Origin of the sequence: Musicola keenii (assembly GCF_014855505.1) — a bacterium.
In the GTDB taxonomy this organism is placed as follows: Bacteria; Pseudomonadota; Gammaproteobacteria; order Enterobacterales; family Enterobacteriaceae; genus Musicola; species Musicola paradisiaca.
Map to the genome: position 1 here is coordinate 39,955 of NZ_JAAWVW010000001.1, position 26,224 is coordinate 66,178.

Consider the following 26,224-nt stretch of genomic DNA (forward strand, 5'->3'; position numbering starts at 1 on the left):
ATCTCGATCGCGGGATACGGCGCCGAAATGTGTTGCCCTGAGCCGGCGTAGCGGCGTTCAGATCACATACTGCGGCGAGACTTTCTCCGCCGAATGGCTGATAAGCCGCATGTAGCGTCTGGACTGATGCTGCTGATGGACAATCTCTCCTGATTTCCGCATACCGTAGGCCGAGGTGTAGCTCCACAACACCAGACGGCTGAGTCTGGGCGTGTGGGCGCAGGCCCAGGCCAGGTAATCATCGACATCGCTGATGACCTCCACGTCCGGAATGTGCCTGGCGCGCAGCCGACCAGAAGCCGGATGAAGTTTCAGTGATTCTGGGCCGTTGCGAAAACCGGGGATTTTCAACACCGACTGGCGGATCGTGCACAATTGTGTAGCGGCCTCTAGCGGATCTAATTGAGCATTGATCCAGGCTTTTTCCGCATGCGACAAAGGTTGCAGCGGTTCGGGCGGTGTTTGCTGGGAACGAAAGCGGACTATCTCCACATCCATCCCGACTTTCCCTTCCTCGCTGAGCAGGATCGCAATGGTATTGCCGGCATAGCCCAGGCTGAAATCGGGCAGGTGGGGATCAACAAAACAAGGTCTTCCATTAGGGGAAATCATTAAAGGTGGGAGAACCGGATAGCCAAAAAAATAGAACATCATTTCTGCTAGCAGCGCGCGGCTTTTCAGATAACGTTCCCGGCGTTTCACTGAAAAGCTGTGCGTGGATAGTATAAGGTCATCCGATAACCGCTGCAGATCGGGTAGCGCTTCCGTGCTTGTCCACCTGACGAAATGGCAGGTCATATTCACTCCATGATGACAACGAAACCTAATAATTATTTATGGAATAACTGCTGTATGAAGAATATTACAGCTGCATATTATCAGACTAATATATGATCTAAAGAAAAACTGGTGGATAAATCGGCGACGATTATCCTTCCCTGGAAAGAATACGTCAAAAAGCACTTTCTATTGAACTTGATTTTATTTCTGCTGAAACCGTCTCAGGTGTGTATCGCCTCATTATGAGGAGTTTTTCGTGGTGTCGTCCAGATATGCCCGCGAAGGCCTCTGACTTTATCGTCGGTAAATTGGGTTGGGCCCCGTGTTGGGTCAGCGGCGCAAAGGTGTGTCTCACTGCGATGGGTAATGATAGGGGGCGCCGCACAGCCTGGCGGGTTTCCGACAAACTGTGCGGGAACGTAGTGAAACCTTTCGCCTTTTACGTGCCACCCAAAAACTTCGTTTAAGCGCTCAGGGATTATCCTGTGTTCACTGTGTCACCTTGTTCGCGGCGTTGGATTGCGAACAAGGCGTGAGGAATGATCGCGGCCTGCCCCTGGGCGGGATGTTTTCAGTTCAGCCGAATATCCGCCTGACTCCAGGCGGATTGTTGTTGCTTCGCGGCGATCTTCTGGTGCAATTCCTGCTGCGTAACCAGCTTTAATGCCGATGTCGGGCATACTCTGACGCAGGATGGCGAGTCTGCGACATCGACGCACAGGTCGCATTTATGCACTTCGCTACCGGTTTGGGTTGTGCCATTTTCTGATTGTGAGTGTGTACTCACAACATCAATGGCGCCAAACGGACAGGCAATGACGCAGCTTTTGCAACCAATACACCGGGATTGGATCACCTGAATGCTATCCCGATGCCGAATGAGCGCATCATGCGGGCACACGCTGGCGCAGGGCGCATTTTCACACTGGTGGCACAGTACGGGCATGCTGACGTTGGCGCTTTTGATGACCTTCAGACGAGGGAAAAACGCGGTTTTACTCAATACGCGCTGATCCCGGCCGGCATGTGCGACGGCGCAGGCGATCTCACAAGTGCGGCAACCGATACATTTTGACGAGTCGGCGATAACAAACTGATTCATAACTGTGTCGCTCCCGCAACGGCGTTTATGCCGGCCGGTGCCCCGGCGTGTTCTTCTATCCCCATCACCTGAATCATACCCAGCGCCGCTTTACGGCCGTCGACGATGGCTGTCACCACCAGGTCGGCGCCGCGCACGGCATCGCCGCCGGCGAAGACGCGCGGGTGGCTAGTCTGGCAAGCCAGCTTGCCCTTGCTGCCCGGTGCCGGAATGGTGATATGGCCCCATTTATCTAAACTGATTTGCGCTTCCTGCAGCCAAGGCATGCTGTGGGTCTGGAAGCCAAAGGCGGTAATGATGGCATCCGCCGGCTGGATAAACTCGGAGCCGGGGATCGGGCGCGGCCGCCGCCGGCCGCCGGCATCCGGCTCACCCAGTTCGGTTCGGATCAGGCTGATGCCGCACACTTCGCCGTTTTCATTCAGGCAGACTTTTTGCGGTTGCACGTTGAACAGAAATTCAGCGCCTTCTTCACGAGAATTCTTTACCTCTTTTTTCGAACCCGGCATGTTGGCTTCATCACGGCGGTAGGCGCAGGTCACGGAAGCTGCCCCCTGCCGAACCGACGTCCGCAGGCAGTCCATAGCGGTATCGCCGCCGCCCAGAACCACCACACGTTTACCCGCCATGGATATGTAAGGTTCGTGTGTCAGTTCCGGCAATCCCATCACTTGTTTGGTGTTGGCGATCAGAAAAGGCAGTGCGTCGTAAACGTCGGGAGAGTCCTCATTATCGATACCGGCTTTCATCGAACGATAGGTGCCTACGCCCAGAAAGACGGCATCAAACTCATCAAGCAGTTGCGCCATGCTGATGTCTTGTCCGACTTCAGTATTCAGGCGGAATTCGATACCCATGGCCGAAAAAAGCGCCCGGCGTTGAATCAACAGGGATTTATCCAGCTTGAACGCCGGAATACCGAAGGTCAGCAATCCGCCGATTTCCGGATGACGATCGAACACCACCGCCTGAACGCCATGGCGCGCCAACACATCGGCACAGGCTAGGCCGGCAGGCCCGGCGCCGACGATAGCGGCGCGTTTCCCCGTCGGTTTGACCTGGCTGAGGTCGGGTTTCCAGCCCATTTTCAGTGCGGTATCGGTAATGTAGCGTTCGATGTTGCCCACCGTAACCGCGCCATAGTTTTTACCTAGCGTACAGGCGCCTTCGCATAACCTGTCCTGCGGGCAAACCCGACCGCAGATTTCCGGCAGGCTGCTGGTTTGATGGGAAAGCTCCACTGCCTCCATGATTTTTCCTTCCCGCGCTAGCTTCAATAGCTCTGGAATATTGTTGTGCAGAGGGCAGGTCCATTCGCAAACGGCGTGATGGCCGCAGCGCATGCAGCGGCTGGCCTGATCTTCAGTTTGGGCGGGGGTAAAGCCCCGATAAATCTCATTAAAAGTGGAAATGCGCTCGGTAAGCGGCTTTTTCTCCGCATCCAGCCTTGGCCAGTTTTTCCGTTTTTCCAACGGGTGTGGATGCCGGGCTATGTCTGTTAGGGTCGGCAGTGGCCGTTGTATCCCCGGCCCGGCGCTCAATGCGCTGCGGCGCTGCTTTTCCCTGCGTTGTTCTTCTAGTGAGCGCTCACTGACAAGTTGGAGCGCCTGAGTTGGGCAGGCTGCTACGCACGCCTGGCCTTCAGTGCGATCGGCACACAGATCGCATTTGTGCGCGGTTGCTGTACCTTGCTGGTTTTCAACGCTGATCGCGCCAAACGGACAAGCCAGTACACAGGTTTTGCAACCAATGCACTTTTCCTGAATAAGTTGAATACTCTCGTTTTTTCTAACCAGCGCCTGAGTTGGGCAAACACTGGCGCACGGCGCATCTTCACAATGGCGGCAGGTCACGGCGGTGTGACGTTCGGCCTGGTGGAACACCCTGATGCGGGGTTTGAAGTGTTCTTTACTTTCCGGGTAAACCCCCTGGTTATGGGAAATAACGCAGGCGATCTCGCAGGCTCTGCAGCCCATACAATCCTTTGTATTCGCGATGATAAACCGATTCATATCCTCTCCTGACCGGGTAACAGCATCAATTCAACATAAGGGCGCGGTCATTAAGGCGAAGGCATAACCCAGCGTGTAAGTATGTACTTACATTTTTGGCTTGCTGCGGATTCGCAGGGTTCCGTCTTGAGCGCCCGGAAAACAGATTGGGAAGGGGGCGCGGTCGGTATCTCGTCAGGAGAAAAACAACGAACCTCCCATCAGGCAGCGCTTCCTGATGACTGTTGCGTCTGACCAGGTAACACCGCATATATTTTCATCCTAGCGGCTCAATCCGCGTCGGATTTTGATGTAGAACAGATAAAAGGGGGGAAATATAACCAAAATTTATCAGGCGTTTATCAAAAATGACGCAAAACAGGGCAAAGAGTGACAATAAAGGGTGCCGTTTTTGTTAATGAAAAGAAAATCGGGGGGGAATAACTTTCTGCCGATATTGCGGAAAATGGGCCAGCGGCGCATCCCATGACACGCCGTCGGTCGTGATGAATATAGAGGGTGAGAAGTGTATTTCCATAGAAGTGTATTTCCATAATGGAAGAATACGCCGATTATCCAGCGTAATACCGAACGTTTGGGCCGGGCGGTGGGGAAACGCGCCTGGAGGTATAGAGTTTGATTCTTTACCGACCCGTATTGCCGTTATTCAGCACGGATTTTATATGATAATTATTCTCAGATATCGCTATGCCGTTTTGCTGTTTTAATTTGAGATATTGAAAATATTTACTATTTTTTCTTTATGCAGAGACTTACATGAAAATGCCGAAAGTGAGTATCACGAAAATTAATAAAAGAATGACTGAAAGTGAAAATAAATAATAATTACTTATGATGACGGCGATGTGACAAAGATAAACATGTTGCGGCAAATCGTAATTATTTCTCTATTTTTATTACATTGTGATTATTGTCACAAAAGGTCTTTATTTTTATCGTGTTATGTCGCTGCGATTGTCGTGTCTGCATTTATTTAAAGTAGGTTTAACGATACCCTGCTACCCTTTTGACTGGATAAATCGGGATTCTTAATATTCAGCTAAGAAACACACGCTATGCTCACTGCATTCATTGGTGTGCGGCGTGAGTGACGGTCATTGTACTGTCATATTATGCTTTTGTACTTAAAGGAGCCCTTTCACCAATCCTGCTCTTTGGCCGAATCTGTCTGATGGGAATCATGCGACCCGTGATTAAAAATCATCCCATCATGTATCAATGTTATTGAATTAACACGAGAGTGAATTTTTACATGGCTGATTTTCTTCCTTTTTCCCGTCCCGCACTCGGTGAAGAAGAGCTTGCCGCGGTTGAACAGGTTCTTCGTTCCGGCTGGATCACTACAGGTCCGAAAAATCATGAATTGGAACAGCAGTTTGCCGAATTGACTGGGGCTAAACAGGCCATTGCGGTCAGTTCGGCAACCGGGGGTATGCACGTTACCTTAATGGCGTTGGGGATTGGCGCTGGCGATGAAGTGATCACGCCTTCGCTGACGTGGGTCTCGACGTTGAACATGATTGTACTTCTGGGCGCAGAGCCGGTCATGGTGGATGTGGACAGAGATACGCTGATGGTGACGCCGGAAGCGATTGAAGCTGCGATTACGCCGCGCACCAAAGCGATTATTCCAGTGCATTATGCCGGCGCGCCTGTCGATATCGATGCGATTCACGACATCGGCCGCCGTCATGGTATCGCGGTGATTGACGATGCCGCTCATGCCGCCGGTACCTACTATCGTGGTCGCCACGTTGGCGGCAGCGGTACGGCGATTTTCTCTTTCCACGCCATCAAGAACATGACCTGCGCCGAAGGGGGAATGGTCGTTACTGATGATGACGCGCTGGCCAGCCGGATTCGTAGCCTTAAATTTCATGGGTTGGGCGTAGATGCGTTCGATCGTATGGTGCAGGGTCGTGCGCCGCAGGCGGAAGTGATTTCGCCTGGGTTCAAGTACAACTTACCGGACATCAGCGCCGCGATTGCGTTGGTGCAACTGCAAAAACTGGCGGCCAACAATGCTCGCCGCGAAGCGCTGGCGCAGCGTTATCTGCAAAAGCTGGCGGCGCTGCCCTATCAACCGCTGGCGTTGCCTGACTGGCCGCACCAGCATGCATGGCACCTGTTCATCATTCGCGTGGATGAAGCGCGTTGTGGCATTAGCCGCGACGGGTTGATGCAGGCGCTGAAAGAACGCGATATCGGCACGGGTTTGCATTTCCGCGCGGCCCACACTCAAAAATATTACCGTGAGCGCTTCCCGAATCCGCATCTGCCCAACACGGACTGGAACTCGGCGCGTATCTGTTCGCTGCCGCTGTTCCCGGACATGCACGATGACGATGTTGACCGCGTAGTCGCGGCACTGACGGAGTTGGCGGGAAAATAAAATATGCAGAATGAAGCTATCAACAAAGTGTCGGTGGTGATCCCGGTTTTCAACGAACAGGATAGTCTGCCGGAGCTGATTCGTCGGACAACGGCAGCGTGCGAGCAGTTGCACCGGGATTATGAAATTCTGCTGGTGGACGACGGCAGCAGCGACAATTCCGCCCAGATGTTGACGGAAGCGGCACAGGCGCCAGGCAGCCACGTCGTGGCGGTGATTCTTAACCGCAATTACGGCCAGCATTCGGCGATCATGGCGGGGTTCAGCCATGTATCCGGCGATGTGATCATTACGCTGGACGCCGATCTGCAAAATCCGCCGGAAGAGATCCCCCGGCTGGTGGATACCGCCGAGCAGGGTTACGACGTGGTCGGCACTATTCGGGAAAACCGTCAGGACAGCTGGTTTCGCAAAACCGCATCCCGCATGATCAATCATCTGATCCAGCGCACCACCGGCAAGGCCATGAACGATTACGGTTGCATGCTGCGTGCTTACCGTCGGCATATCGTAGAAGCGATGCTGCACTGCCATGAACGCAGCACTTTTATCCCGATTTTGGCCAACACCTTTGCCCGCCGTACCACGGAAATTCTGGTGCGTCACTCCGAACGTGAGTTCGGCGATTCCAAATACAGCTTTATGAAGCTGATCAATCTGATGTATGACCTGGTGACTTGCCTGACCACCACGCCGTTGCGGTTGTTGAGCGTGGTCGGCAGTGTGATCGCCATCGTCGGTTTCGCGCTGGCGGTAGTGCTGGTTGCTCTGCGGCTGTTTTTCGGATCCGCCTGGGCGGCGGACGGCGTGTTTACGCTGTTTGCCATACTGTTTTCTTTTATCGGCGCCCAGTTTGTCGGCATGGGGTTGCTGGGGGAGTACATCGGCCGTATTTACAACGATGTTCGCGCGCGTCCCCGTTACTTTATTCAACGTATTGTTGGCAATGATCCACGATTCTCTAAACAGGATAATGAAGAATGAAAGCTGTCGTTTTTGCCTATCACGATTTGGGCTGTGTCGGTCTTCGCGCGCTGGCTGCGGCCGGTTATACGATTGAAGCGGTATTTACCCATGCGGATAATCCGTCGGAAAATCAATTTTTCGGGTCGGTGGCGCGTACTGCGGCCGAACTGGGCATTCCCGTTTTTGCACCGGAAGACGTCAATCATCCTTTATGGGTGGAGCGTATTGCGGCCATGGCGCCGGACATGATTTTCTCTTTCTATTACCGCAACCTGCTGAGCGACGATATCCTTCGCTGCGCGCCGCACGGCGCGTTTAATCTCCATGGTTCCCTGTTGCCGCGTTACCGCGGACGCGCGCCGTTGAACTGGGCGTTGGTCAACGGTGAAACCGAAACCGGGGTGACGTTACACCGCATGGTGTCCCGCGCCGATGCCGGCAATATCGTGGCGCAGCAGCAGGTAGCGATTGACGACGCCGATACCGCGCTGAGTCTGCACCACAAACTGCGTGAGAGCGCTGCTCAACTGTTGGCTCAGGCGTTACCCGCCATTGCTGCCGGCCGTGTTGAAGAGCAGGCGCAGGATGAAAGCCTGGCGACTTATGTTGGCCGCCGTACCCCGGAGGACGGCCGCCTGGAGTGGCAGAAGCCGGCGCGTGCCCTGTACAACCTGGTGCGTGCGGTGACTGAACCTTGGCCGGGCGCCTTCAGCTTCGTGGGCACCACCAAATTCATCGTCTGGCAGGCGAAAGTGCGTACCGATTTTGCCGCCGCCAAACCGGGCACCGTGTTGAGCACGTCTCCGCTGGTGGTCGCCTGCGGCAGCGATGCGCTGGAAATCGTTACCGGTCAGGGCGATAGCGGTATCTATTTGCAGGGTTCCCAACTGGCGCAAAGCCTGGGACTGGTGACGGGAGCTATCCTGAACAACGCGCCGGTGGTGAGCGTGAAACGTCCGACCCGCGTGCTGATTCTGGGGGTGAACGGCTTTATCGGCAACCACCTGACCGAACGGCTGCTGAGCGAAGACAACTACGAGATTTTCGGGCTGGATATCAGCTCCGACGCCATCTCCCGTTTTCTGGGCAACCCGCGTTTCCACTTTGTGGAAGGGGATATCAGCATTCACTCCGAGTGGATCGAATATCACATCAAGAAATGCGACGTGGTGCTGCCGTTGGTGGCGATCGCCACACCTATCGAATACACCCGCAATCCGCTGCGCGTGTTCGAGCTGGATTTTGAAGAAAACCTGAAAATCATCCGCGACTGCGTGAAGTACAAAAAGCGCATCATTTTCCCGTCGACCTCAGAAGTGTACGGCATGTGCACCGACCCGATGTTCGACGAAGATCGCTCCAACCTGATTGTCGGGCCGATCAACAAGCCGCGCTGGATTTATTCGGTATCCAAACAGCTGCTGGATCGCGTGATTTGGGCCTACGGCGAAAAAGAAGGGTTGCGTTTCACCCTGTTCCGTCCGTTCAACTGGATGGGGCCGCGTCTCGACAACCTGAACGCCGCCCGTATCGGCAGTTCCCGCGCCATTACCCAGCTGATTCTGAATCTGGTGGAAGGCTCACCGATCAAGCTAGTGGACGGCGGGCGTCAGAAACGCTGCTTTACCGATATCAAAGACGGGGTGGAAGCGCTGTTCCGCATCATCGAAAACCGCGATGGGGTTTGCGATGGCCAGATCATCAATATCGGCAACCCGGACAACGAAGCCAGCATCCGCCAGCTGGCGGAGATGCTGCTGGAGAGCTTTGAGAAGCATCCGCTACGTCACCAGTTCCCGCCGTTCGCCGGGTTCCGCGACGTGGAAAGCAGCAGCTACTACGGCAAAGGCTATCAGGACGTGGAGCACCGTAAACCTAGCATCCGCAATGCCAAACGCCTGTTGCACTGGCAGCCCACTATCGAGATGGAAAAAACCGTGGCTGAAACGCTCGATTTCTTCCTCAAAACCGTGGACCAACCAGGATCCGCTGAATGAGAAAAGTCGGCTTAAGGGTTGATGTCGACACCTGGAGGGGAACGCGAGTCGGCGTTCCCCGCCTGCTGGAACTGCTGGATGTGTACGCTGTACACGCCAGCTTTTTTTTCAGTGTCGGGCCCGACAACATGGGGCGCCACCTCTGGCGTCTGATCCGACCGGTGTTTCTCTGGAAGATGCTGCGCTCGAAAGCGGCTTCTTTGTATGGTTGGGACATTCTGCTGGCGGGCACCGCCTGGCCGGGGCGTCTGATCGGCAAGGGCTTGCCGGAGCCGATTCGTGCGACGGCGCAGCACCATGAAGTCGGGCTGCACGCCTGGGATCATTTCGCCTGGCAAACCTGGGCGGGGGTGTGGGATCAAGCCAACATGGAGCGACAAATTCAGTTGGGGTATGACGCGCTATTGGCGATCACCGGTCAGCCGGCAACCTGTTCCGCAGTGGCGGGCTGGCGTGCGGATCAAACCGCCGTGGAAGCGAAACAGAAATTTGGCTTTCGCTATAACAGCGATTGCCGTGGCAGCGCGCCGTTTCTGCCGTTGCTCAATGACGGCTCCACCGGGACGGTACAGATCCCCGTCACGTTGCCGACTTGGGACGAAGCGGTTGGCCGGGAGACCAGCGCTGCCGATTTCAACCGTTATATTCTGGATAAAATTCATCAGGATAAGGGAACGCCGGTGTACACCATCCATGCGGAAGTGGAAGGCATTGTGATGAGCGAACAATTCAACGAATTGCTGGCGCTGGCGGAGCAGGAAGGGATCCGGTTTTGTCCGCTCAGCGAATTGTTGCCGGACGACCTGTCGTCATTGCCGGTCGGCCGGGTGGTGCGCGGATCGCTGGCGGGACGCGATGGTTGGCTGGGGTGCCAGCAGAATCAGGAGACGCGGTGATGAAACAGACCCGACAGGCGCTATTGTGGCTGGCCGTGCTGCTGCTGTATTACATCGTGCCGCTCTCCAGCCGGTTATTGTGGCAGCCCGATGAAACCCGCTATGCGGAAATCAGCCGGGAGATGGTGGCGGGCGGCAACTGGATTGCGCCGCATTTTCTCGGTATCCGCTACTTTGAAAAACCGATTGCCGGCTACTGGATCAACAATATCGGGCAGTGGTTGTTCGGCGCGAATAATGCCGGCGTGCGCGCCGGTTCAGTGATCTCCATTCTGCTGGCCGCCGGGCTGGTGTACTGGCTGACGCTGCGGCTGTGGCAGCAGCGCAGAACCGCGTGGTTAGCGGCGGCTATCTATCTCAGCTGTCTGCTGGTTTATGGTATCGGCACCTATGCCGTGCTTGACCCGATGGTGACGCTGTGGCTGGCGGCGGCAATGTGCAGTTTCTGGGGCGCGACGCAGGCGGTCACGCGCAGCGGTCGGCTCGGCGGTTATCTGCTGCTGGGCGTCGTATGCGGCATGGGGTTCATGACCAAAGGATTCCTGGCACTGGCGGTGCCGGTGATTGCCGTGCTGCCGTGGGTCGCATTCGAGCGCCGCTGGAAGGAGGTGCTGCTTTACGGCCCGCTGGCGATCGTCAGCGCAGTGGTGGTCTCACTGCCGTGGGCGCTGGCGGTGGCACAGCAACAACCTGATTATTGGCACTATTTTTTCTGGGTGGAGCATGTTCAGCGTTTCGCCGACTCCGCCAATGCGCAACACAAAGCGCCGTTCTGGTATTACCTGCCGGTACTGATTGCCGGAACCTTACCGTGGCTGGCGCTGCTGCCTGCCTCATTGTGGCAGGGCTGGAAACATCGCCGGCAGGACAGCGGTGCCTTTTATCTGTTGGGCTGGGTGGTGATGCCGCTGATATTTTTCAGTATCGCCAAGGGCAAGTTGCCGACGTATATCCTGCCGTGCTTTGCGCCGTTGGCGATCCTGATGGCGCGTTGCGCCGTTTCGCTGCCGACGTTGCGTCTGCTCAGGGTAAACGGCTGGCTTAACCTGTTGTTTGGTCTGTTTTGCGCACTGGTGGTTGTGCTGGCGCTGTCGCCGTGGGGGTTCGCTAAAAAGCCGTTATATCAGCCGGATGAGGGCGTCAAGGTACTGCTGGCGGCGGGCGCATTCCTGTGCTGGGCGCTGGTGGGTTGGCTTTCTTTGCGGCGCACGGAACAACGCTGGCACTGGGCGGCGTTGTGTCCGCTCGGCGTGGCGCTGGCGCTCGGCGCGGCGCTCCCCCAACGGACGATGGAAACCAAAAATCCGCAGTGGTTCCTGCGCCAGGTGGAACCGCAATTGTCCCAAAGCCGTTACATTCTGGCGGACAGCGTCGGTGTGGCGTCGGCCATTGCCTGGGAACAAAAACGTAGCGATATCGTCATGTATTCCAACCGGGGTGAGTTGGAGTATGGCCTGAACTATCCGGACAGCGCCGAACGGTTTGTCGGCATCGGGGATTTTACCGGTTGGCTGGCGACGCATCGCCGGGAAGGCAATGTGTCGGTGGTGGTGACGTTCTCTTCCGCGCAGCAGCCGATTGAGCACCTCCCGGAGGCGGATCAGGTGTATCGCCGCGGACGTATGGCGTTGTTGTGGTACCGGCAGCAATGATCGACATTCTGCTGATTCTGATCGTCAGCGTGCTGACTTGCGCCGGCCAGCTCAGCCAGAAACAGGCCGCCAGCGGTAATAGTGGCGGTCGTTCGCACCGGGCGCATGTACTGTTATGGATGGGGTTTAGCCTGTTGTTGCTTGGCGTAGCGATGCTGCTGTGGCTGGCCGTGTTGCAGCGGGTGGCGGTCAGCGTGGCCTATCCGATGCTCAGCCTGAATTTCATTCTGGTGACGCTGGCGGCGCGCTGGATATGGCGCGAAGCCATCAGCCTGCGCCAGACCGCAGGCATCGTGCTGATTGTGGCGGGAGTGATACTGATGGGGCACGGCGCATGAAAGGATACGGATGGGCATTGCTGAGCGTGATGCTGGTCAGTGCGGCGCAGTTGTTGATGAAATGGGGCATGACCCAATTACCTACCATGTCCGCGCCGCTGGCATTCGCACTGGCGTTGTGGCATGCCTTGCCGGCCACATGCGCGGTACTGGCCGGGCTGGCGGCGTATGCCTGTTCCATGCTGAGCTGGTTTTTCGCGCTGCGCGCGTTGCCGCTGAGCGTGGCGTATCCGCTGCTGAGCCTCAGCTATGTGTTGGTGTGGCTGCTGGCGGTGGCGCTGCCGTTTTTCACCGATACGTTCAGCATCGGGAAATTGCTGGCGATGGCGCTGATCCTGCTGGGCGTATGGCTGGTGTGCGGCCGACCCGCCGCCGAACGTCATTCCTGAGGCAGTCGTAGGCGCTGGTTCGCCAGCGTCAGCAGTTGCTCGGTGAGCCAGCGGTAAGCATCGTGCCGGTCATTGCGTTGGTGATAATAGATTTTTACCCGATAAGGCGGTACAGCGAACGGCAGCGGATGTATCGCGCCGTTGGCTTGCTGCGCCAGATAGCGGGCGGCAAACCGCGGAATGGTCATGAACAATCGGCTTTCGCCGATGATGAACGGCGCCGCCAGCAGCGACGGCATCCTGATGGCGATGTCGCGCCGTTTACCCAGTTTTTCCAGTTCGTGGTCGATGACGCCTTTTTCTTCATTCCACGGCGTGATCACCAGGTGTCGCGCCGCCAGATACTCCTCCAGCGACAACGGCGTTCGGTTATCGCGAAAGTGTGAGGCGGTGAGTGCGACATAGTCGTCCTGCATCCAGTCAATTTCCTCAATGCTGCCGTGGATCGGGTCGCCGGACTCGGTAAACCCCAGCGCGTAGTCGATGCGCCCGGCCAGCAGGTCTTCCAACGCTACTTTCTGGTTACTGTGGATCAGCTGAAATTGCAGGTGGGGCGCCTGGGTTTGCAACGCGGCGATCAGCGCCGGAAAGACGCAGAAGGCGGTGTAGTCGGTGACGGAGAACGTGAACTGTTCGCGGCTGTCCGCCGGATCAAAACGCGGTGGCTGGCTCAACCCCTGCTCTAGCCGTCGCAGGCCGTCGCCGATCGCCGGCGCCAGCCCTTCGGCGAAGACCGTCGGTTTCATGTCCTGCCCTGAGCGATAAAACAGTTCGTCGTTCAGTATTTTGCGCAACCGCCCCAGCGCATGGCTCAGCGCCGAATTGCTCATCGCCAGCTCTGCGGCGGCGCGCGCTACCGAGCCGTGCCGGAACATGGCATCAAACACCAGCAGCAGGTTGAGATCGAGACGTCGTAAATGGTGATGCATGAAATTCACTACTGATTGATGATATTGCACTTCATGCATTATAGCCGGGTGATTATGATGACGGCGTCCCTCATTTTACGGTTGGAAAAAACAAGCTTATGACGTTACATATCCGCCCGGCGCAGATCGCCGATGCCGCGACTATCCTAAATTTTATTCGTGAACTGGCCGAGTACGAAAAGGCGTTGCACGAAGTGAAAACCCATCAGCAGGAAATAGAACAAACGCTGTTTGGTACAGGTTCCTGTACCGAGGCGCTGATTTGCGAATGGGAAGGCGAACCGGTCGGTTTCGCGGTATTTTTCACCAGCTACTCCACTTGGCTGGGGCGCAACGGTATCTATCTGGAAGACCTGTACGTGTCGCCGCATTGTCGCGGCAAAGGCGCCGGTAAAGCGCTGTTGCAACACATCGCTCGCCTGGCGGTGGCCAGAGGATGCGGCCGGCTGGAATGGAGCGTGCTGGACTGGAACCAGCCCGCCATCGATTTTTACGACAGCTTGGGCGCCGCGCCGCAAAACGAATGGATTCGCTATCGTCTGGAAGGCGACAGCCTGCGCAAAGCGGCGCAAGTGTAGCCGTGCGGCTGGTGACATCACCCTTGCCCGCTACGTAAAAAACAGGCCGCCGCAACCGGCAGCCTGCCGAGGGGAAGGGATGATGTGCACGACACCGGCGAGCTCTTCTCGTCACACCGGATGTGACTCAGTAGCCAACGGTGAAGCGCTGGCGGATGTGCTGCGGTTTTTCGACTTCATCCACCAGGGCAATCGCATAATCGGCAAAAGAGATGCTGCTGCCCTGCTCGTTGCTCAGCAGGTCATCGAGGCCGAGGCGGAATGCGCCGGTGCGCTCGCCCGGTACGAACATCATCGAGGGTGACAGGAAAGTCCAGTCCAGATCGGTAATGGTTTTCAGCAGGTCAAGAAAATCAGCGCCTTTCGTGGCTTCCGCTTTATAGGCCTCCGGGAAGCCGGGTTGATCCACCAAACGCTGGCCGGGCGCCACCAACAGGCTGCCGGCGCCGCCGACCACCAGATAGCGTTTCACGCCCGCGGCGCGCACAGCATCGATCAGCGTTTGCGGATCGCTGCTGGTGAAATGAACCGCGCTGATTACCGCATCGTGGCCTTTCAGCAATGCGGCCAACCCCGCCATATCAAAGACATCGCCTTGCTTGGCTGTGACGCCGGGCAAGGCGGCGATTTTTTCCGGGTGGCGGGCAATCGCCGTCACCTGATGGCCGCGTTCGGACAACTCTTTTAAAATCTGTGAGCCCGCGTTGCCGGATGGGTTGCTTTGAATTGGCTTGTCGTTATGGCAATGCTTCGACGTATCCCTGCGCCAGCCCGAACACTTCAATGCCCTGAACAACGGCGTTACCCGTCGTTACGTTGATGCGTTGCGGCGGTGAATGAAGATCGCGGCGGTAATTGACCCAAACGCCGGTTTCATCAGCGTGCAGCGCGTTTTCCGGTACAGCGAAGCCTTGTTCATTGCGATACACCATGACCGCCAATTGCGCCGTCATCCCTAGTCGCGGTGGTTGATGCGGATTGACCGGCGTGTCGACGGCGACGATAACATCGTAGTAAGCGCCGGCGTCGCGCGTATCGGCCTGAATACCGAGTGAGGCAATGTGCCCGTTCAGCACGGTTCCTGCGAAGCCATCCCCCGTGATCAGCACGGGCATGTTTTCACGCAGCCGATGTAAATCGGTTTCTTCCACCCGTGCCGCCACCTGCAAGCGATCGGCCTGAATCAACCGAAACAAAGGCGTCCCCTGGCTGACTTGTACGCCCGGCTGTAGCGCCGCCGGTTTACCGGTTTCCGGCTGCGTCGATTTGAGGATAAAACCGGCGAACGGGGCTGTGATCGTCCGCCGTTCGTACATCGCCTGCAATAACCGGTAGCGCGACTGCGCATTCGCCTGCTCCATCCCGGCGATCTGCCGGTCTTCGCCGCGGCCTTTGCCGATGACCGCCCGCATTTCCTCCTGCGCCGCGACCAGATCCTGCCGTTGGCTCTGTACCTGCTGCATGAGCGTATCGACTTCCATGCGCGCCACGATGCCGCGCCTGAACAGCTCGCGCGTGTCGTTGAGTGCGGACTCGTTATGCGCCAGTGTGGTTTTGGCGGCATTGAGTGCGCGGCGAGCGCGGGCAACATCTGGGCCGTTATCCCAGTTGCGTAAATTCTCCATCACCTGATCGGCCTTCAATAACTCTGCCTTGGCCTGGCGTAGCTGGATGTCGAGTTGCGTCGCATCCATGACCGCCAGCTCCTGTCCCGCTTCTACACGCTGCTCTTCGCTGACCGGGAGCGTGTTAATCATGCCATCGAAAGGCGCGGCGATCGTGATTTCGTCGGCGGGGCGGATGCGCCCCACTAGCCCCAGCCGCGTTTCCAGTAACTGGGGGGCGACGGGAAACCATCGGGTTGTGGCGGCAGGCGGCGTCTCGGGTCGCCAAATCCGATATGCCGTCGTGCCGGCTCCGGCGAGGGCGAATAAAAATAAAAGTATCTTCAGCCTGTTGCGGTGGCGTAGTGCGTGCATGAGGGGGTTAATCATTGAGCGAGATATCCCAGCTATCCAGTGTGGTGCCCAGTGTTTGATCCAGCGTCGCCTGGGTATTGAGATAACTGATCAAGGCGTTGAGCCGGGTATTTTCTGCGGTGCGCAGGTCGGCCTCGAAACTCAGTACCTGAAAGTTACTGGAGCGCCCCACCGCCAGTTTTTGTCGCTCAATATCGAGCTTGCGCCGCGATAGTTCTAGCGCGCGCCGGGCAATTTCATACTGACGCCAGCGGGTGCCGATTTCCCGCACGGCATTATTCACATCGCGTTTTAACTGCTGCCGGGCTTCTTCTTGCCGGAGGGACTGGTTTTTTACCGCCACTTGCGCCTGTAATTCGGCTTGCCGTTGGGTCATATCCCCAATCGGAATATCTACCTGCACGCCGACATATTTTTCCCAGGTTTGCGAACTGCCCATCGAATCCGTTCGGTTGCGCAGTTGGCTGGCTCCGCCCACCAGCGACACGTCCCAGAGGCGATTATTGCGTGCCAGTTCCAGATTGATTTGCGCCTGTTCACCGGCGATCAACTGGGTGAGATAAGCGGGCTGTCTGGCTTCGGCTTCCAGTAATGCCTGATCGGCATTGACGGTGACAGCGGCGGCGCTCATCGTTTCCGTGGCGCGGATGGAGGTATTCAGATCCAGCGCCAGTAGTTGCAGTAACGCCAGCCGGCTGCGCTCCAGTTGGTCGCTGGCTTCTTCGTAAGATAACTCTTGTGATGCGACATCCGCCTGTGTTTGGACGATATCGAATTCCGCCATCCGTCCGGCCGTAATCAGCGCTTGGTTGACATCCAGCAGTTGCCGGGAACGCGCCAGCGCATCGCGGGTAATCTGCAACTGTTCCTGAGAGCGCAGGAGTTCACGGTAACTTTCAATGGTTTGGGTGATGGTCTGCATGACCGCCAATTTGAGCCCGAGCCGGTTGAGCTGTTCGGTCAATTGCGCCAGCCGGACGGGCGCCGTACCGATATTTTTTCCGGCGCCGCGCAGCAGAGGCTGGATAACCGAAATGGTTGCGCCGTCATTGCGGGAACGCCCATTTTGATCGGCCCGCGTATGACTATAGGCCCATCCCAGGCTGACGCGCGTACCATAAGGCGTGAGTAGCGTGGTGGTGGGGGTGATGTCGCTCTGGCGGTAACGATCATCCTGGTTGCGTTCAGCCAGGTAGCTGCCGCTCAACATCAGCTTGGGGGTGAAGCGATCTTCCGCAACCCGTAAATCGAATTTTTGCGCGATACGGTCGAGGTAGGCGCTGCGAATAGCGCGGTTGTCGCGCAGCGCAAGATAGACGGCATCGCCGAGAGACAGGTCGATACGTTGCATGTTGACCGGCGCTTTCCCCGGACGAGACGGAGCGGACGGTGATAAGGTTTCCGCCTGGCAACCGAACAGCACCGACAGGGTCAGCACAAGTGACAGTAGCTGTGCATATCTAGTCATCGCGCAATGCCCGTACCGGTTCCAACCGTGCCGCCGTCATCGCCGGATGCAAACCGAAAAAAACGCCGATGATCAATGAACTGCCAATACCTAACGGGATTGATGCAACGGATAGCGTAAAATCCCAGCCCGACAGTTTCCCGACGACCCAGGCAGCGGCGACGCCCGTCAATGCGCCGCTTATCGCCCCTGCGACGGTTAACACTATGGCCTCCAGCAGAAATAAACACCCGATATCGACCGGGCGGGCGCCTAATGCCATACGAACGCCGATTTCCCGCCGCCGTTCAGCAATATTCATCACCATGACATTCATCACGCCGACGCCGCCAACCAGCAGGGATATCCCGCCGAGCCCGGCCAACAGCAGCGAGAACATCTGTGATTGGCGGGTCATCCCTTCCACCAGCAGGCGTGGGATCTGGACATTGATATCCCGGCCGGGAAACCGGGGGGCCAGATAGTCGTGTAAGGCGGCAGCCGTACTGTCGAGGTGGTCGCGTTGTCTGGTGCGGACAATCACCATGTTGATTTCCGGCGCCTCAATGAGACGGCGCATGCTTTCAATGGGTAATAGAATGGATTCATTGAACAATACCGGGATCAGCGGCGGGGGTTCCTGCTCGGAGAGAATGCCGACGACATCGAACAGATATCCGCCCAGCTGGATGGTGTCGCCGGGCATCACCGGCGAGCCTGGTTTCCCCAGCGCCATAGCGGTTTTTGCCCCCAGCACGGCATAGGTGTTGGGGGGATCGTAACGGTTTAAAGGGCGGCCTTGCCGGACGGACAGGTTCAGTATGGATGCTAAATCGGCGGTACTGCCGATCACGACGGCGCTGAACGGGGCGCCATGTCGTCGTGCTTCGAGTGATGTCAGGATTAATGGCGCCCCTGCGCTGAGTTCCGGCAAATTATGCAGCATCCCGCTAACATTCATCGTTGCCGTTGCAGGTTGTGGCCCGCCCTCCATTTTTTCATTCATATTGGCAACCAGCAGATCCGTTCCCAACCCGTTGAAGACACGAAGTGCTTCATTCGCCGCGTTATGCCCGATATTCAGCAACGCCACCACGGCAGCGCATCCCACGGCGATGCCGATTAACGCCAGCCATGCGCGTTTTCCCAATAGCCGCAGACTGTCCAACGGTTCATGGATTACCTGATGCAGCGACGGGCCGTAGCGATCGGGGGAGAAATCAGCCATCAGTCGCCTTCCTGAACCCGGCCATCACTGACGTGGAGGCAACGCTGCATTGGTGTGGCGATCTGTGGGTCGTGCGTGACCACCACCAGCGTTACACCTTGTTCCTGATTTAGGGATAACAATAACGCGAGGATGTCGTTGGCGGTTCGGCTATCAAGATTGCCGGTCGGTTCATCGGCCAGCAGTAGGGCGGGATTGCCAACCAGTGCTCTGGCAATGGCCACTCGTTGCCGTTGCCCACCGGACATATCCGCCGGACGTTGCCGCAGATGGCTGCCGAGCCCAACCTGTTCCAGTTGTCGTTCAGCCTGACGACGGGCGGCGTGTCGGGACTCACCCCGATACAACAGCGGCAGCGCCACATTGTCCAGGGCGTTCAGTCGGGGTAGAAGATGGAAGCTTTGAAAGATAAAACCGATGGTCTGATTGCGTACCCGCGCACGTTCATCCGCCTGAGCGTGCGTCATGTCCCGCCCGTTCAGCAGCAGGCGGCCTGATGTCGGCCGGTCGAGCAGGCCGATGAGATTCAACAGCGTACTTTTACCCGAACCGGAAGCGCCGACGATAGCGCAGCTTTGCCCGGCGGCAATGGACAACGACACTTCGTGGAGTACCGGGTGTGTATCATAAACCTGACCAATACGCTCCAGAGTTATCAGGCTGGTCATCGATACCGTCATCGAACTTATCCTTATTCGGCCAGGCGTTCGTTCCCTTGCGCCGCAATGCTATTTATTTTCCCCGAACGCCCGCCCCACAATATTCGGCAAATTAAAGCCCGAGAGCGCCGGGAGGTTGCGAGAGCGGGTTGTTGTCTTCGTTTTGTTCGCTATCGGCCAGCAAGGTGAACAGGCTCATCATGGGGGCAGTGAAGGTACTGTTCTGGTTTTGGCTATTCCACTGATTCAGCGTGTCGAACAGGGAGGTGGTCTGGGTATCCGAAGTGGTGGCGGTGATTTTGGCTTGCAACTGCACGGCGTAGCCATCGGGGTACTGCGCTTGTTCGATAGCGGGCTGGGATTGGTAAAACTTAAGGATGTCAGCGTAGGCGTGAGTGATTTTTCTTGAGCGATTCCATTCTTGTTCTATTTGGGCTGATATTTTCCGCGACCATGCATCATATTGATCGTTTGATTCAGATAATGCGGCCCGGCGTTCATTAACGGTAAAAGTGCCGCTGTCGTCGTAGGTGATCAGCGCCAACTGCTCGCGGGACATGCCTTTAAACGGGTTGCTGGCCTTGCCGTTAAGATAGTCGGTGGATTGCTGAGCGAGCGCGAGCAGGTCGGCATCGTCGGTATCAGGCAGTTGGGCGTCGTAGCGCGCCTTGTTGTTGGCGTAGTTCGTGCCGGTGATTTCATCGAGTGCGGACTCGGCGGTGGCGCGGAGCTGGCTGCGGGAGAGCGACGCATCGCGGGTTTCGGCGCGGGTTGCGGCATCGCTCAGCAGGCGCGCGAAGGCGGACAGCTTGGCGGACGAGGTGCCGGCCGCCGAGGTGGATGTGCCGGTACTTTGGGTTTTACTCTGCACTTGGGTTCCGGTGGTGCCGTTGACCGAGGTACCGGATACAGTGGTATTGATGCTGACCATAAAAAACTCCAAATCAAACAAATTAAAGCCCGAGAGCGCCGGGAGGTTGCGAGAGCGGGTTGTTGTCTTCGTTTTGTTCGCTATCGGCCAGCAGGGTGAACAGGCTCATCATGGGGGCAGTGAAGGTACTGTTCTGGTTTTGGCTATTCCACTGATTCAGCGTGTCGAACAGGGAGGTGGTCTGGGTATCCGAAGTGGTGGCGGTGATTTTGGCTTGCAACTGCACGGCGTAGCCATCGGGGTACTGCGCTTGTTCGATAGCGGGCTGGGATTGGTAAAACTCGAGCATATCCGAATAGATGCTGGTGATTTTGCCGGTGCGATTGTATTCGGCAACCGCTTTGTCGACGACTTTCCTGGCCCATTCGTTGTATTGATCGTTTGATTCAGATAATGCGGCCCGGCGTTCATTAACGGTAAAAGTGCCGCTGTCGTCGTAGGTGATCAGCGCCAACTGCTCGCGGGACATGCCTTTAAACGGGTTGCTGGCCTTGCCGTTAAGATAGTCGGTGGATTGCTGAGCGAGCGCGAGCAGGTCGGCATCGTCGGTATCAGGCAGTTGGGCGTCGTAGCGCGCCTTGTTGTTGGCGTAGTTCGTGCCGGTGATTTCATCGAGTGCGGACTCGGCGGTGGCGCGGAGCTGGCTGCGGGAGAGCGACGCATCGCGGGTTTCGGCGCGGGTTGCGGCATCGCTCAGCAGGCGCGCGAAGGCGGACAGCTTGGCGGACGAGGTGCCGGCCGCCGAGGTGGATGTGCCGGTACTTTGGGTTTTACTCTGCACCTGTGTTCCGGTGGTGCCGTTGACCGAGGTACCGGATACAGTGGTATTGATGCTGACCATAAAAACTCCATTAATTCATTGAATTAATTATTGTTGTCACCTTGGTTGTAATAAGTAAGGTGCATCATTTTCGGTTTTTTGCCGTATCCCCTTTCGATATGGAGGGGATACGGCCGGATGGTTATTTCATCGTAAATTCGACCGCCCAGGCGTATGTGCTCAGGTTTGTCGAGGTAATGGTTGCGTTACAGGTGGCGCCGCCGCTGGCGGTTGCACTTTTATTCCATTTAGGCACTTTAGTGACGGTGCCGGTAATGAGCCCGCCGGGGATAACGGTATTTACGAAGGTCGTTGCAAATACGCAGGTTTTTTTACCAATGGTATAGCGAACGGTCGCTGCAGTAGCATCAGCAGAGATAGTGTTTTGTACTACATACAGACTGTATCCTTGAGGGGATACAATTGTTAATGGTTTTGGGCTGGCGTTAGCATTGGTGCTGACTTCATTTGATGTTACTGGGGAATACTTGGCCTCGCTGGTTCCAAGGTTTTTAAAGGTAATCGTGACCGGTGGGCCGGCATGGGCTGCTCCTGCAGCGAATAACGCCCCTGTTGCCCAGAGAATGAGGAGCGATTTTTTCATCTTCATTTTATTTCCTTTTTTAATAATCAAGCATCATTGCCTTGTTGCGTTACAGGCTCATCCTGCATGGCTTTAGTGGCAGCACGACGTTTACGGCCAACATGTCGTGCTGCAAAAAGGAGATGGGATGCCCATCTCCTTCTCTGCCGTTCCTGGCGTATCGAGCCCACACTTCTGCAACTTACGCCACCGGTCTTTCCGTTGCCGGCGCGCTTCCTTGCTTGCTGAAGATGATGGGTAAAATGATGCTGTCGACATCATTAATCACCACGAAAACCTGATGGTTATTCCTGGTGTGTGGCGTTGGTATGTAAAGCTATCGGTAATGAATGTGAATAATTGTTTCGTTACTTAACGGCGGCTTATGAGATAACTTTAGGAAAAAATGTTTGTCGTGTGTCAGAAAGCGGTATTGAGCCTGAATAGGCCGGGTTGCTGTGATTCGATAAAGGTTTTACGTGATAGTGTTAATCGAACACTTAAAAATAGTTGACCAGTCTTGGCAGTGAAACAATAAAAAACCCGCAGGGCAGATGCTATGCGGGTTTTGCCGATGTGAGTAAAACGGTCACTTCCCTATGCAGAAACTGGAGAAAATCCGCCCTAGCAGGTCATCGGAGGTGAATTCACCGGTGATTTCGCTTAGGGCCTGTTGCGCCAGCCGCAGTTCTTCCGCCAACAATTCGCCGGCGTGCGCGCTGACCAGCTGTTCGAATCCTTGTTGCAGGTGTTCTGCGGCCTGTTCCAGCGCCTGCAGATGACGGCGACGCGCCAGAAAGCCGCCTTCCGTATTGCTGGTGAACCCCATGCTCTGTTTGAGATGGTCGCGCAGCAGATCAACGCCTGCGCCGGTGCGGGCGGATAATCGGATCAGCGTGTGGGTGTTCTGCTCCATACCCAGCGGTTCGCCGGTCATGTCGGCCTTGTTGCGTATCACGGTGATTGGCAGTGTCGCGGGTAGGCGGGCCATGAATTCCGGCCATATCGCCGACGGCTCTACCGCATCGGTGGTGGTGCCATCCACCATAAACAGCACCCGGTCAGCCAGTTCGATTTCCTGCCAGGCGCGTTCGATGCCGATGCGCTCCACTTCGTCGCTGGCGTCGCGCAGCCCGGCGGTATCGATAATATGCAGCGGCATGCCATCGATATGAATGTGTTCACGCAGTACGTCGCGGGTAGTGCCGGCAATGGCGGTCACGATGGCGGCTTCGCGCCCTGCCAGCGCATTCAGCAGGCTGGATTTTCCCGCATTGGGGCGGCCGGCAATGACCACTTTCATCCCTTCTCTCAGCAGGCTGCCCTGGCGTGCCTGTGCACGTACCGCATCCAGATTGGCGATGACGTCATTGAGCTGCGCTTCGATTTTGCCGTCCGACAGGAAATCGATCTCTTCGTCTGGGAAATCGATCGCGGCCTCGACATAGATTCGCAGATGAGTCAGCGCTTCCACTAATTGGTGGACGTGGGTGGAAAAAGCGCCCTGTAGTGAGTTGACGGCGGAACGAGCCGCCTGTTCGGAACTGGCGTCGATCAGGTCAGCAATCGCCTCCGCTTGCGCCAGGTCGAGCTTGTCGTTCAGGAACGCGCGTTCCGAAAACTCTCCCGGGCGGGCGATGCGCACATCCGGCTGGGCCAGTATGCGTTTCAGCAGCAAATCAAGGATGACCGGCCCGCCATGCCCTTGCAGTTCCAGGACATCCTCGCCGGTGAACGAGTTCGGTGCAGGGAACCACAGCGCGATGCCCTGGTCGAGTACGCTGCCGTCGGTGTCACGGAACGGCAGATAATCCGCATGGCGCGGCCTGGGGAGTTTGCCCAGCACCGCTTGGGCGACCGAAGCGGCGCCGGCGCCGGAAATCCGCAGAATACCTACACCGCCGCGTCCCGGCGGAGTGGCTTGGGCGACGATGGTGTCGGAATGACTCATGGCGTTTCTCTTTCGATGCTAAAAAATAAGGCGGTCAATGACCGCCTTATTTCGGGATGGATGGGGCAGTCAACCGGTTATTTTTTTTCGCGGCTATGCAGACCGCGTTTTTCCAGCCCGCGGTAGATCAGCTGCTGCTGAACGATGGTGACTAAGTTGCTGACGATATAGTACAGCACCAGGCCTGACGGGAACCACAGGAAGAACACCGTGAACATGACCGGCATATAAGTCATGATTTTCTGCTGCATCGGGTCGGTGACGGTAGTCGGCGACATCTTCTGGATGAAGAACATGGTCAAGCCCATCAGAATCGGCAGTACGTAGTACGGATCCTGTGCGGACAGGTCATGAATCCACAACGCGAACGGTGCATGGCGCAGTTCGACGGAACCCATCAGCATGTAGTACAACGCCAGGAAGATCGGCATCTGAATGACCAGCGGGAAACAACCGCCCAGCGGGTTCACTTTCTCAGCTTTGTACAGCGCCATCATTTCCTGGCTCATACGCTGCTTATCGTCACCAATACGTTCACGCATTGCCTGCAATTTAGGTTGCAGCATGCGCATTTTCGCCATGGAGGTGTACTGCGCCTTGGTCAGCGGGTACATGATGCCGCGCACGATGAAGGTGATGGCAATGATGGAGAAACCCCAGTTGCCGATAAAATTGTGCAGGAATTTAAGCAGCTTAAACAGCGGTTGAGAGATGAACCACAACCAGCCGTAATCTACGGTCAGATCCAGATGCGGAGCGACGGCGGCCATTTTATCCTGAATTTCCGGGCCTACCCACAGTGTGGCGCCGAGCGTTTGCTGGCTGCCTGGCTGCACGATAACCGGCGTCGCTTTAAAGCCGATAGCTGCCAAGCCATTACCCAAATTGCTGGTATAAAAGGTATTGGTGCCGCCGGCAGCCGGGATCCATGCGCTGGCGAAGTATTGCTGCAGCATGGCTACCCATCCACCTTGAGTGGCAACATTCAAATTCTCTTTCATATCGCTAAAGCTGTACTTGCGATATTTATCGTCGCTGGAAGAGAGCGCCGCACCGCGGTAAGTATGCAGCGCGAAGTTGTTGCTGCCGGTATCGCGATGCGACGGCAGATCGATGGATTGTTTCAACTGGCCGAACAGTGTCAGTTCCAGCGGTTGAGCGCTGGTGTTGTTAACGCCGTATTCCACGTTTAACGCATATTCACCGCGCTTGAGCACAAAGGTCTTGGTGTAGCTGATGCCGTTGGCGTCGGTATAAGTCAATGGAATCCGGATTTCGTTCTGGCCGTCTGCCAGTTCAAAATGATCCTGTGTGGCGCTGAACAGCGGGCGTGAACCATTGGCCGGATTGTCCGGGCCGTTTTTACCGGTCAGGCCGCTTTGAGCCTGATAGGTGAAGGCCTGAGTCGTTTCCAGCAGTTTAAATGGCTGTTTGGAGCCCAGATCTGCCGGATAGGCCAGCAAATCGGCCTCTTCGATATCACCGCCGCGCGTATTGATGGTCAGTGACAGTACGTCTGTTTTGACGGTGATCAGTTTACCCTGACCACTGGCTGGTACGCCCTGGCTGGCAGCATCGCCCACCGTGTTATTCGCCTGTTGCGTGATCGGGGTTGCTGCGGGGGGATTTTTGTCCGTCTCCCACTGCTGCCAGATCATGAACGTTACGAATAGCAGAGCGATGATAAGAAGATTGCGTTGCGAATCCATCGTTAGTGTTCTCTGTTATTGTCGGGTTTTGGCGGTACGGGATCATCACCACCAGGGTTCAAAGGGTGGCATTTTAATACGCGTTTAAGCGTCAACCAACAGCCTTTTATCATGCCGAACCGACGTATTGCCTCAATACCGTATTGGGAGCACGACGGCTGAAAGCGGCAGTGCTGTCCAAGTAGCGGACTGATCAGGAGCTGATACATGCGTATCAGCCCAATCAGCAATCGTGAGCCAAGCGACGGTGACGGCGCCATAATTTTTCCAACATTTCCGTCAATGTACGGTTATCCAGCTCGGACAACCCTTTTTTGGCGATCACCACGAAGTCCATAGCGGGCAGTTCGTGCTGGTGCAAACGAAAACTTTCCCGCGTCAGGCGTTTGATACGATTACGTTCGTGAGCGCGTCTGACGTGTTTTTTGGCGATGGTTAGGCCAATACGGGGGTGTCCCAGCGTATTCAGTCGGCCGAGAATGGTGATTTGCGGCGCGCCGGCCCGTTGAGGCTGCTGGAAAACGAAAGAGAAATGGCTGGGAGTTAACAAACGTAACTCCCTGGGAAAAGCGAGCGTAACCACTCGTTGGGTTAGCTTTTATTATTTGGAAACGGTCAGACGAGTACGGCCTTTCGCACGACGGCGGGCCAGAACTTGACGACCATTTTTGGTGGCCATACGAGCACGGAAACCGTGGCTACGGTTACGCTTCAATACGGACGGTTGGAAAGTGCGTTTCATGGCGATTTCTACCTAAGCTTGATTTTAAGACTTCACAGTAAACGCGTTTGGCTACTCGGCGTGAAGATGACCGACGCCTCTATCGCATAATATTAAAGAGGCGGGATTGTAATAATTGTACAGTCCTGAGTCAATTATCATCCA

25 protein-coding genes are annotated in these 26,224 nt (G+C 56.3%); 8 read left to right on the plus strand and 17 right to left on the minus strand.

Annotated elements, in window-relative coordinates; genetic code table 11:
• Positions 1 to 57: 57 nt before the first annotated feature.
• The 3 genes from HEP82_RS00180 to aegA all read right to left on the minus strand — a co-directional run bounded on the left by HEP82_RS00180 (position 58) and on the right by aegA (position 3,894).
• Positions 58 to 798 carry a 4'-phosphopantetheinyl transferase family protein gene (locus HEP82_RS00180; RefSeq protein ID WP_192456243.1) on the minus strand — a complete coding sequence of 247 codons (741 nt, stop codon included), beginning with the start codon at positions 796 to 798 and terminating at the stop codon, positions 58 to 60.
• A 553-nt stretch (positions 799 to 1,351) separates the two neighbouring features.
• Positions 1,352 to 1,882: a 4Fe-4S dicluster domain-containing protein gene (locus HEP82_RS00185; RefSeq protein ID WP_192456244.1), complete on the minus strand. Its 531-nt coding sequence runs from the start codon at positions 1,880 to 1,882 to the stop codon at positions 1,352 to 1,354.
• A complete protein-coding gene (gene aegA / locus HEP82_RS00190) occupies positions 1,879 to 3,894 on the minus strand; it encodes a formate-dependent uric acid utilization protein AegA (protein WP_192456245.1) in 2,016 nt (671 codons plus the stop codon). The genes HEP82_RS00185 and aegA overlap by 4 nt, the downstream gene beginning before the upstream one ends.
• 1,252 nt (positions 3,895 to 5,146) lie before the next feature.
• Here aegA and arnB point away from each other — a divergent pair.
• From arnB to arnF, 7 genes are read left to right on the plus strand one after another with little or no spacing between them, the layout of a single operon-like run.
• Positions 5,147 to 6,286: a UDP-4-amino-4-deoxy-L-arabinose aminotransferase gene (arnB, locus tag HEP82_RS00195; protein WP_192456246.1), complete on the plus strand. Its 1,140-nt coding sequence runs from the start codon at positions 5,147 to 5,149 to the stop codon at positions 6,284 to 6,286.
• 3 nt (positions 6,287 to 6,289) lie between these two features.
• Positions 6,290 to 7,270 (plus strand): undecaprenyl-phosphate 4-deoxy-4-formamido-L-arabinose transferase, encoded by a 981-nt coding sequence (gene arnC / locus HEP82_RS00200; protein WP_192456247.1) that lies wholly within the window; start codon positions 6,290 to 6,292, stop codon positions 7,268 to 7,270.
• Positions 7,267 to 9,249: a bifunctional UDP-4-amino-4-deoxy-L-arabinose formyltransferase/UDP-glucuronic acid oxidase ArnA gene (gene arnA, locus HEP82_RS00205; protein WP_192456248.1), complete on the plus strand. Its 1,983-nt coding sequence runs from the start codon at positions 7,267 to 7,269 to the stop codon at positions 9,247 to 9,249. The genes arnC and arnA overlap by 4 nt, the downstream gene beginning before the upstream one ends.
• The gene (gene arnD, locus HEP82_RS00210; RefSeq protein ID WP_192456249.1) at positions 9,246 to 10,145 is read left to right on the plus strand and encodes a 4-deoxy-4-formamido-L-arabinose-phosphoundecaprenol deformylase; all 900 of its coding nucleotides are present in this window, start codon (positions 9,246 to 9,248) and stop codon (positions 10,143 to 10,145) included. Before arnA ends, arnD begins: the two co-directional genes overlap by 4 nt.
• A complete protein-coding gene (gene arnT / locus HEP82_RS00215) occupies positions 10,145 to 11,797 on the plus strand; it encodes a lipid IV(A) 4-amino-4-deoxy-L-arabinosyltransferase (protein ID WP_192456250.1) in 1,653 nt (550 codons plus the stop codon). The genes arnD and arnT overlap by 1 nt, the downstream gene beginning before the upstream one ends.
• Positions 11,794 to 12,135 (plus strand): 4-amino-4-deoxy-L-arabinose-phosphoundecaprenol flippase subunit ArnE, encoded by a 342-nt coding sequence (arnE, locus tag HEP82_RS00220; protein ID WP_192456251.1) that lies wholly within the window; start codon positions 11,794 to 11,796, stop codon positions 12,133 to 12,135. The genes arnT and arnE overlap by 4 nt, the downstream gene beginning before the upstream one ends.
• A complete protein-coding gene (gene arnF / locus HEP82_RS00225; protein WP_192456252.1) occupies positions 12,132 to 12,524 on the plus strand; it encodes a 4-amino-4-deoxy-L-arabinose-phosphoundecaprenol flippase subunit ArnF in 393 nt (130 codons plus the stop codon). The genes arnE and arnF overlap by 4 nt, the downstream gene beginning before the upstream one ends.
• Here the strand turns inward: arnF and HEP82_RS00230 are convergent.
• Positions 12,515 to 13,453, minus strand: coding sequence for a LysR family transcriptional regulator (locus tag HEP82_RS00230; RefSeq protein ID WP_225622242.1), 939 nt, complete (start codon positions 13,451 to 13,453; stop codon positions 12,515 to 12,517). The two genes, arnF and HEP82_RS00230, sit on opposite strands and share 10 nt — an antisense overlap.
• A gap of 98 nt (positions 13,454 to 13,551) precedes the next feature.
• Here HEP82_RS00230 and HEP82_RS00235 point away from each other — a divergent pair, with 98 nt between their 5' ends.
• Positions 13,552 to 14,031, plus strand: coding sequence for a GNAT family N-acetyltransferase (locus HEP82_RS00235; protein ID WP_192456254.1), 480 nt, complete (start codon positions 13,552 to 13,554; stop codon positions 14,029 to 14,031).
• A 127-nt stretch (positions 14,032 to 14,158) separates the two neighbouring features.
• Here the strand turns inward: HEP82_RS00235 and HEP82_RS00240 are convergent, their stop codons facing one another.
• The 13 genes from HEP82_RS00240 to rpmH all read right to left on the minus strand — a co-directional run bounded on the left by HEP82_RS00240 (position 14,159) and on the right by rpmH (position 26,080).
• Entirely contained in the window at positions 14,159 to 14,758 is a 600-nt protein-coding gene (locus tag HEP82_RS00240; protein ID WP_192456594.1) for an NAD(P)-dependent oxidoreductase, read from the minus strand.
• A gap of 10 nt (positions 14,759 to 14,768) precedes the next feature.
• A complete protein-coding gene (locus HEP82_RS00245; RefSeq protein ID WP_192456255.1) occupies positions 14,769 to 16,025 on the minus strand; it encodes an HlyD family secretion protein in 1,257 nt (418 codons plus the stop codon).
• Positions 16,018 to 17,478 (minus strand): TolC family protein, encoded by a 1,461-nt coding sequence (locus tag HEP82_RS00250; RefSeq protein WP_192456256.1) that lies wholly within the window; start codon positions 17,476 to 17,478, stop codon positions 16,018 to 16,020. The genes HEP82_RS00245 and HEP82_RS00250 overlap by 8 nt, the downstream gene beginning before the upstream one ends.
• Positions 17,471 to 18,685 (minus strand): ABC transporter permease, encoded by a 1,215-nt coding sequence (locus tag HEP82_RS00255; RefSeq protein WP_192456257.1) that lies wholly within the window; start codon positions 18,683 to 18,685, stop codon positions 17,471 to 17,473. Before HEP82_RS00255 ends, HEP82_RS00250 begins: the two co-directional genes overlap by 8 nt.
• Positions 18,685 to 19,365, minus strand: a complete 681-nt coding sequence (locus HEP82_RS00260; protein WP_192456258.1) for an ABC transporter ATP-binding protein — start codon at positions 19,363 to 19,365, stop codon at positions 18,685 to 18,687. Before HEP82_RS00260 ends, HEP82_RS00255 begins: the two co-directional genes overlap by 1 nt.
• 91 nt (positions 19,366 to 19,456) lie before the next feature.
• Positions 19,457 to 20,275 (minus strand): hypothetical protein, encoded by an 819-nt coding sequence (locus HEP82_RS00265; protein WP_192456259.1) that lies wholly within the window; start codon positions 20,273 to 20,275, stop codon positions 19,457 to 19,459.
• Positions 20,276 to 20,297: 22 nt separating this feature from the next.
• Positions 20,298 to 21,116, minus strand: a complete 819-nt coding sequence (locus tag HEP82_RS00270) for a hypothetical protein (RefSeq protein WP_192456260.1) — start codon at positions 21,114 to 21,116, stop codon at positions 20,298 to 20,300.
• 121 nt (positions 21,117 to 21,237) lie between these two features.
• On the minus strand, positions 21,238 to 21,705 hold the full coding sequence (locus HEP82_RS00275) for a hypothetical protein (protein WP_192456261.1): 468 nt from the start codon (positions 21,703 to 21,705) through the stop codon (positions 21,238 to 21,240).
• A 562-nt stretch (positions 21,706 to 22,267) separates the two neighbouring features.
• The gene (gene mnmE, locus HEP82_RS00285) at positions 22,268 to 23,629 is read right to left on the minus strand and encodes a tRNA uridine-5-carboxymethylaminomethyl(34) synthesis GTPase MnmE (protein WP_192456263.1); all 1,362 of its coding nucleotides are present in this window, start codon (positions 23,627 to 23,629) and stop codon (positions 22,268 to 22,270) included.
• Positions 23,630 to 23,706: 77 nt separating this feature from the next.
• On the minus strand, positions 23,707 to 25,338 hold the full coding sequence (gene yidC, locus HEP82_RS00290) for a membrane protein insertase YidC (RefSeq protein ID WP_192456264.1): 1,632 nt from the start codon (positions 25,336 to 25,338) through the stop codon (positions 23,707 to 23,709).
• 2 nt (positions 25,339 to 25,340) lie between these two features.
• A complete protein-coding gene (gene yidD / locus HEP82_RS00295; RefSeq protein WP_015855678.1) occupies positions 25,341 to 25,598 on the minus strand; it encodes a membrane protein insertion efficiency factor YidD in 258 nt (85 codons plus the stop codon).
• The gene (gene rnpA, locus HEP82_RS00300) at positions 25,562 to 25,921 is read right to left on the minus strand and encodes a ribonuclease P protein component (RefSeq protein WP_192456265.1); all 360 of its coding nucleotides are present in this window, start codon (positions 25,919 to 25,921) and stop codon (positions 25,562 to 25,564) included. The genes yidD and rnpA overlap by 37 nt, the downstream gene beginning before the upstream one ends.
• A gap of 18 nt (positions 25,922 to 25,939) precedes the next feature.
• A complete protein-coding gene (gene rpmH, locus HEP82_RS00305; protein ID WP_004093983.1) occupies positions 25,940 to 26,080 on the minus strand; it encodes a 50S ribosomal protein L34 in 141 nt (46 codons plus the stop codon).
• Positions 26,081 to 26,224 lie beyond the last annotated feature (144 nt).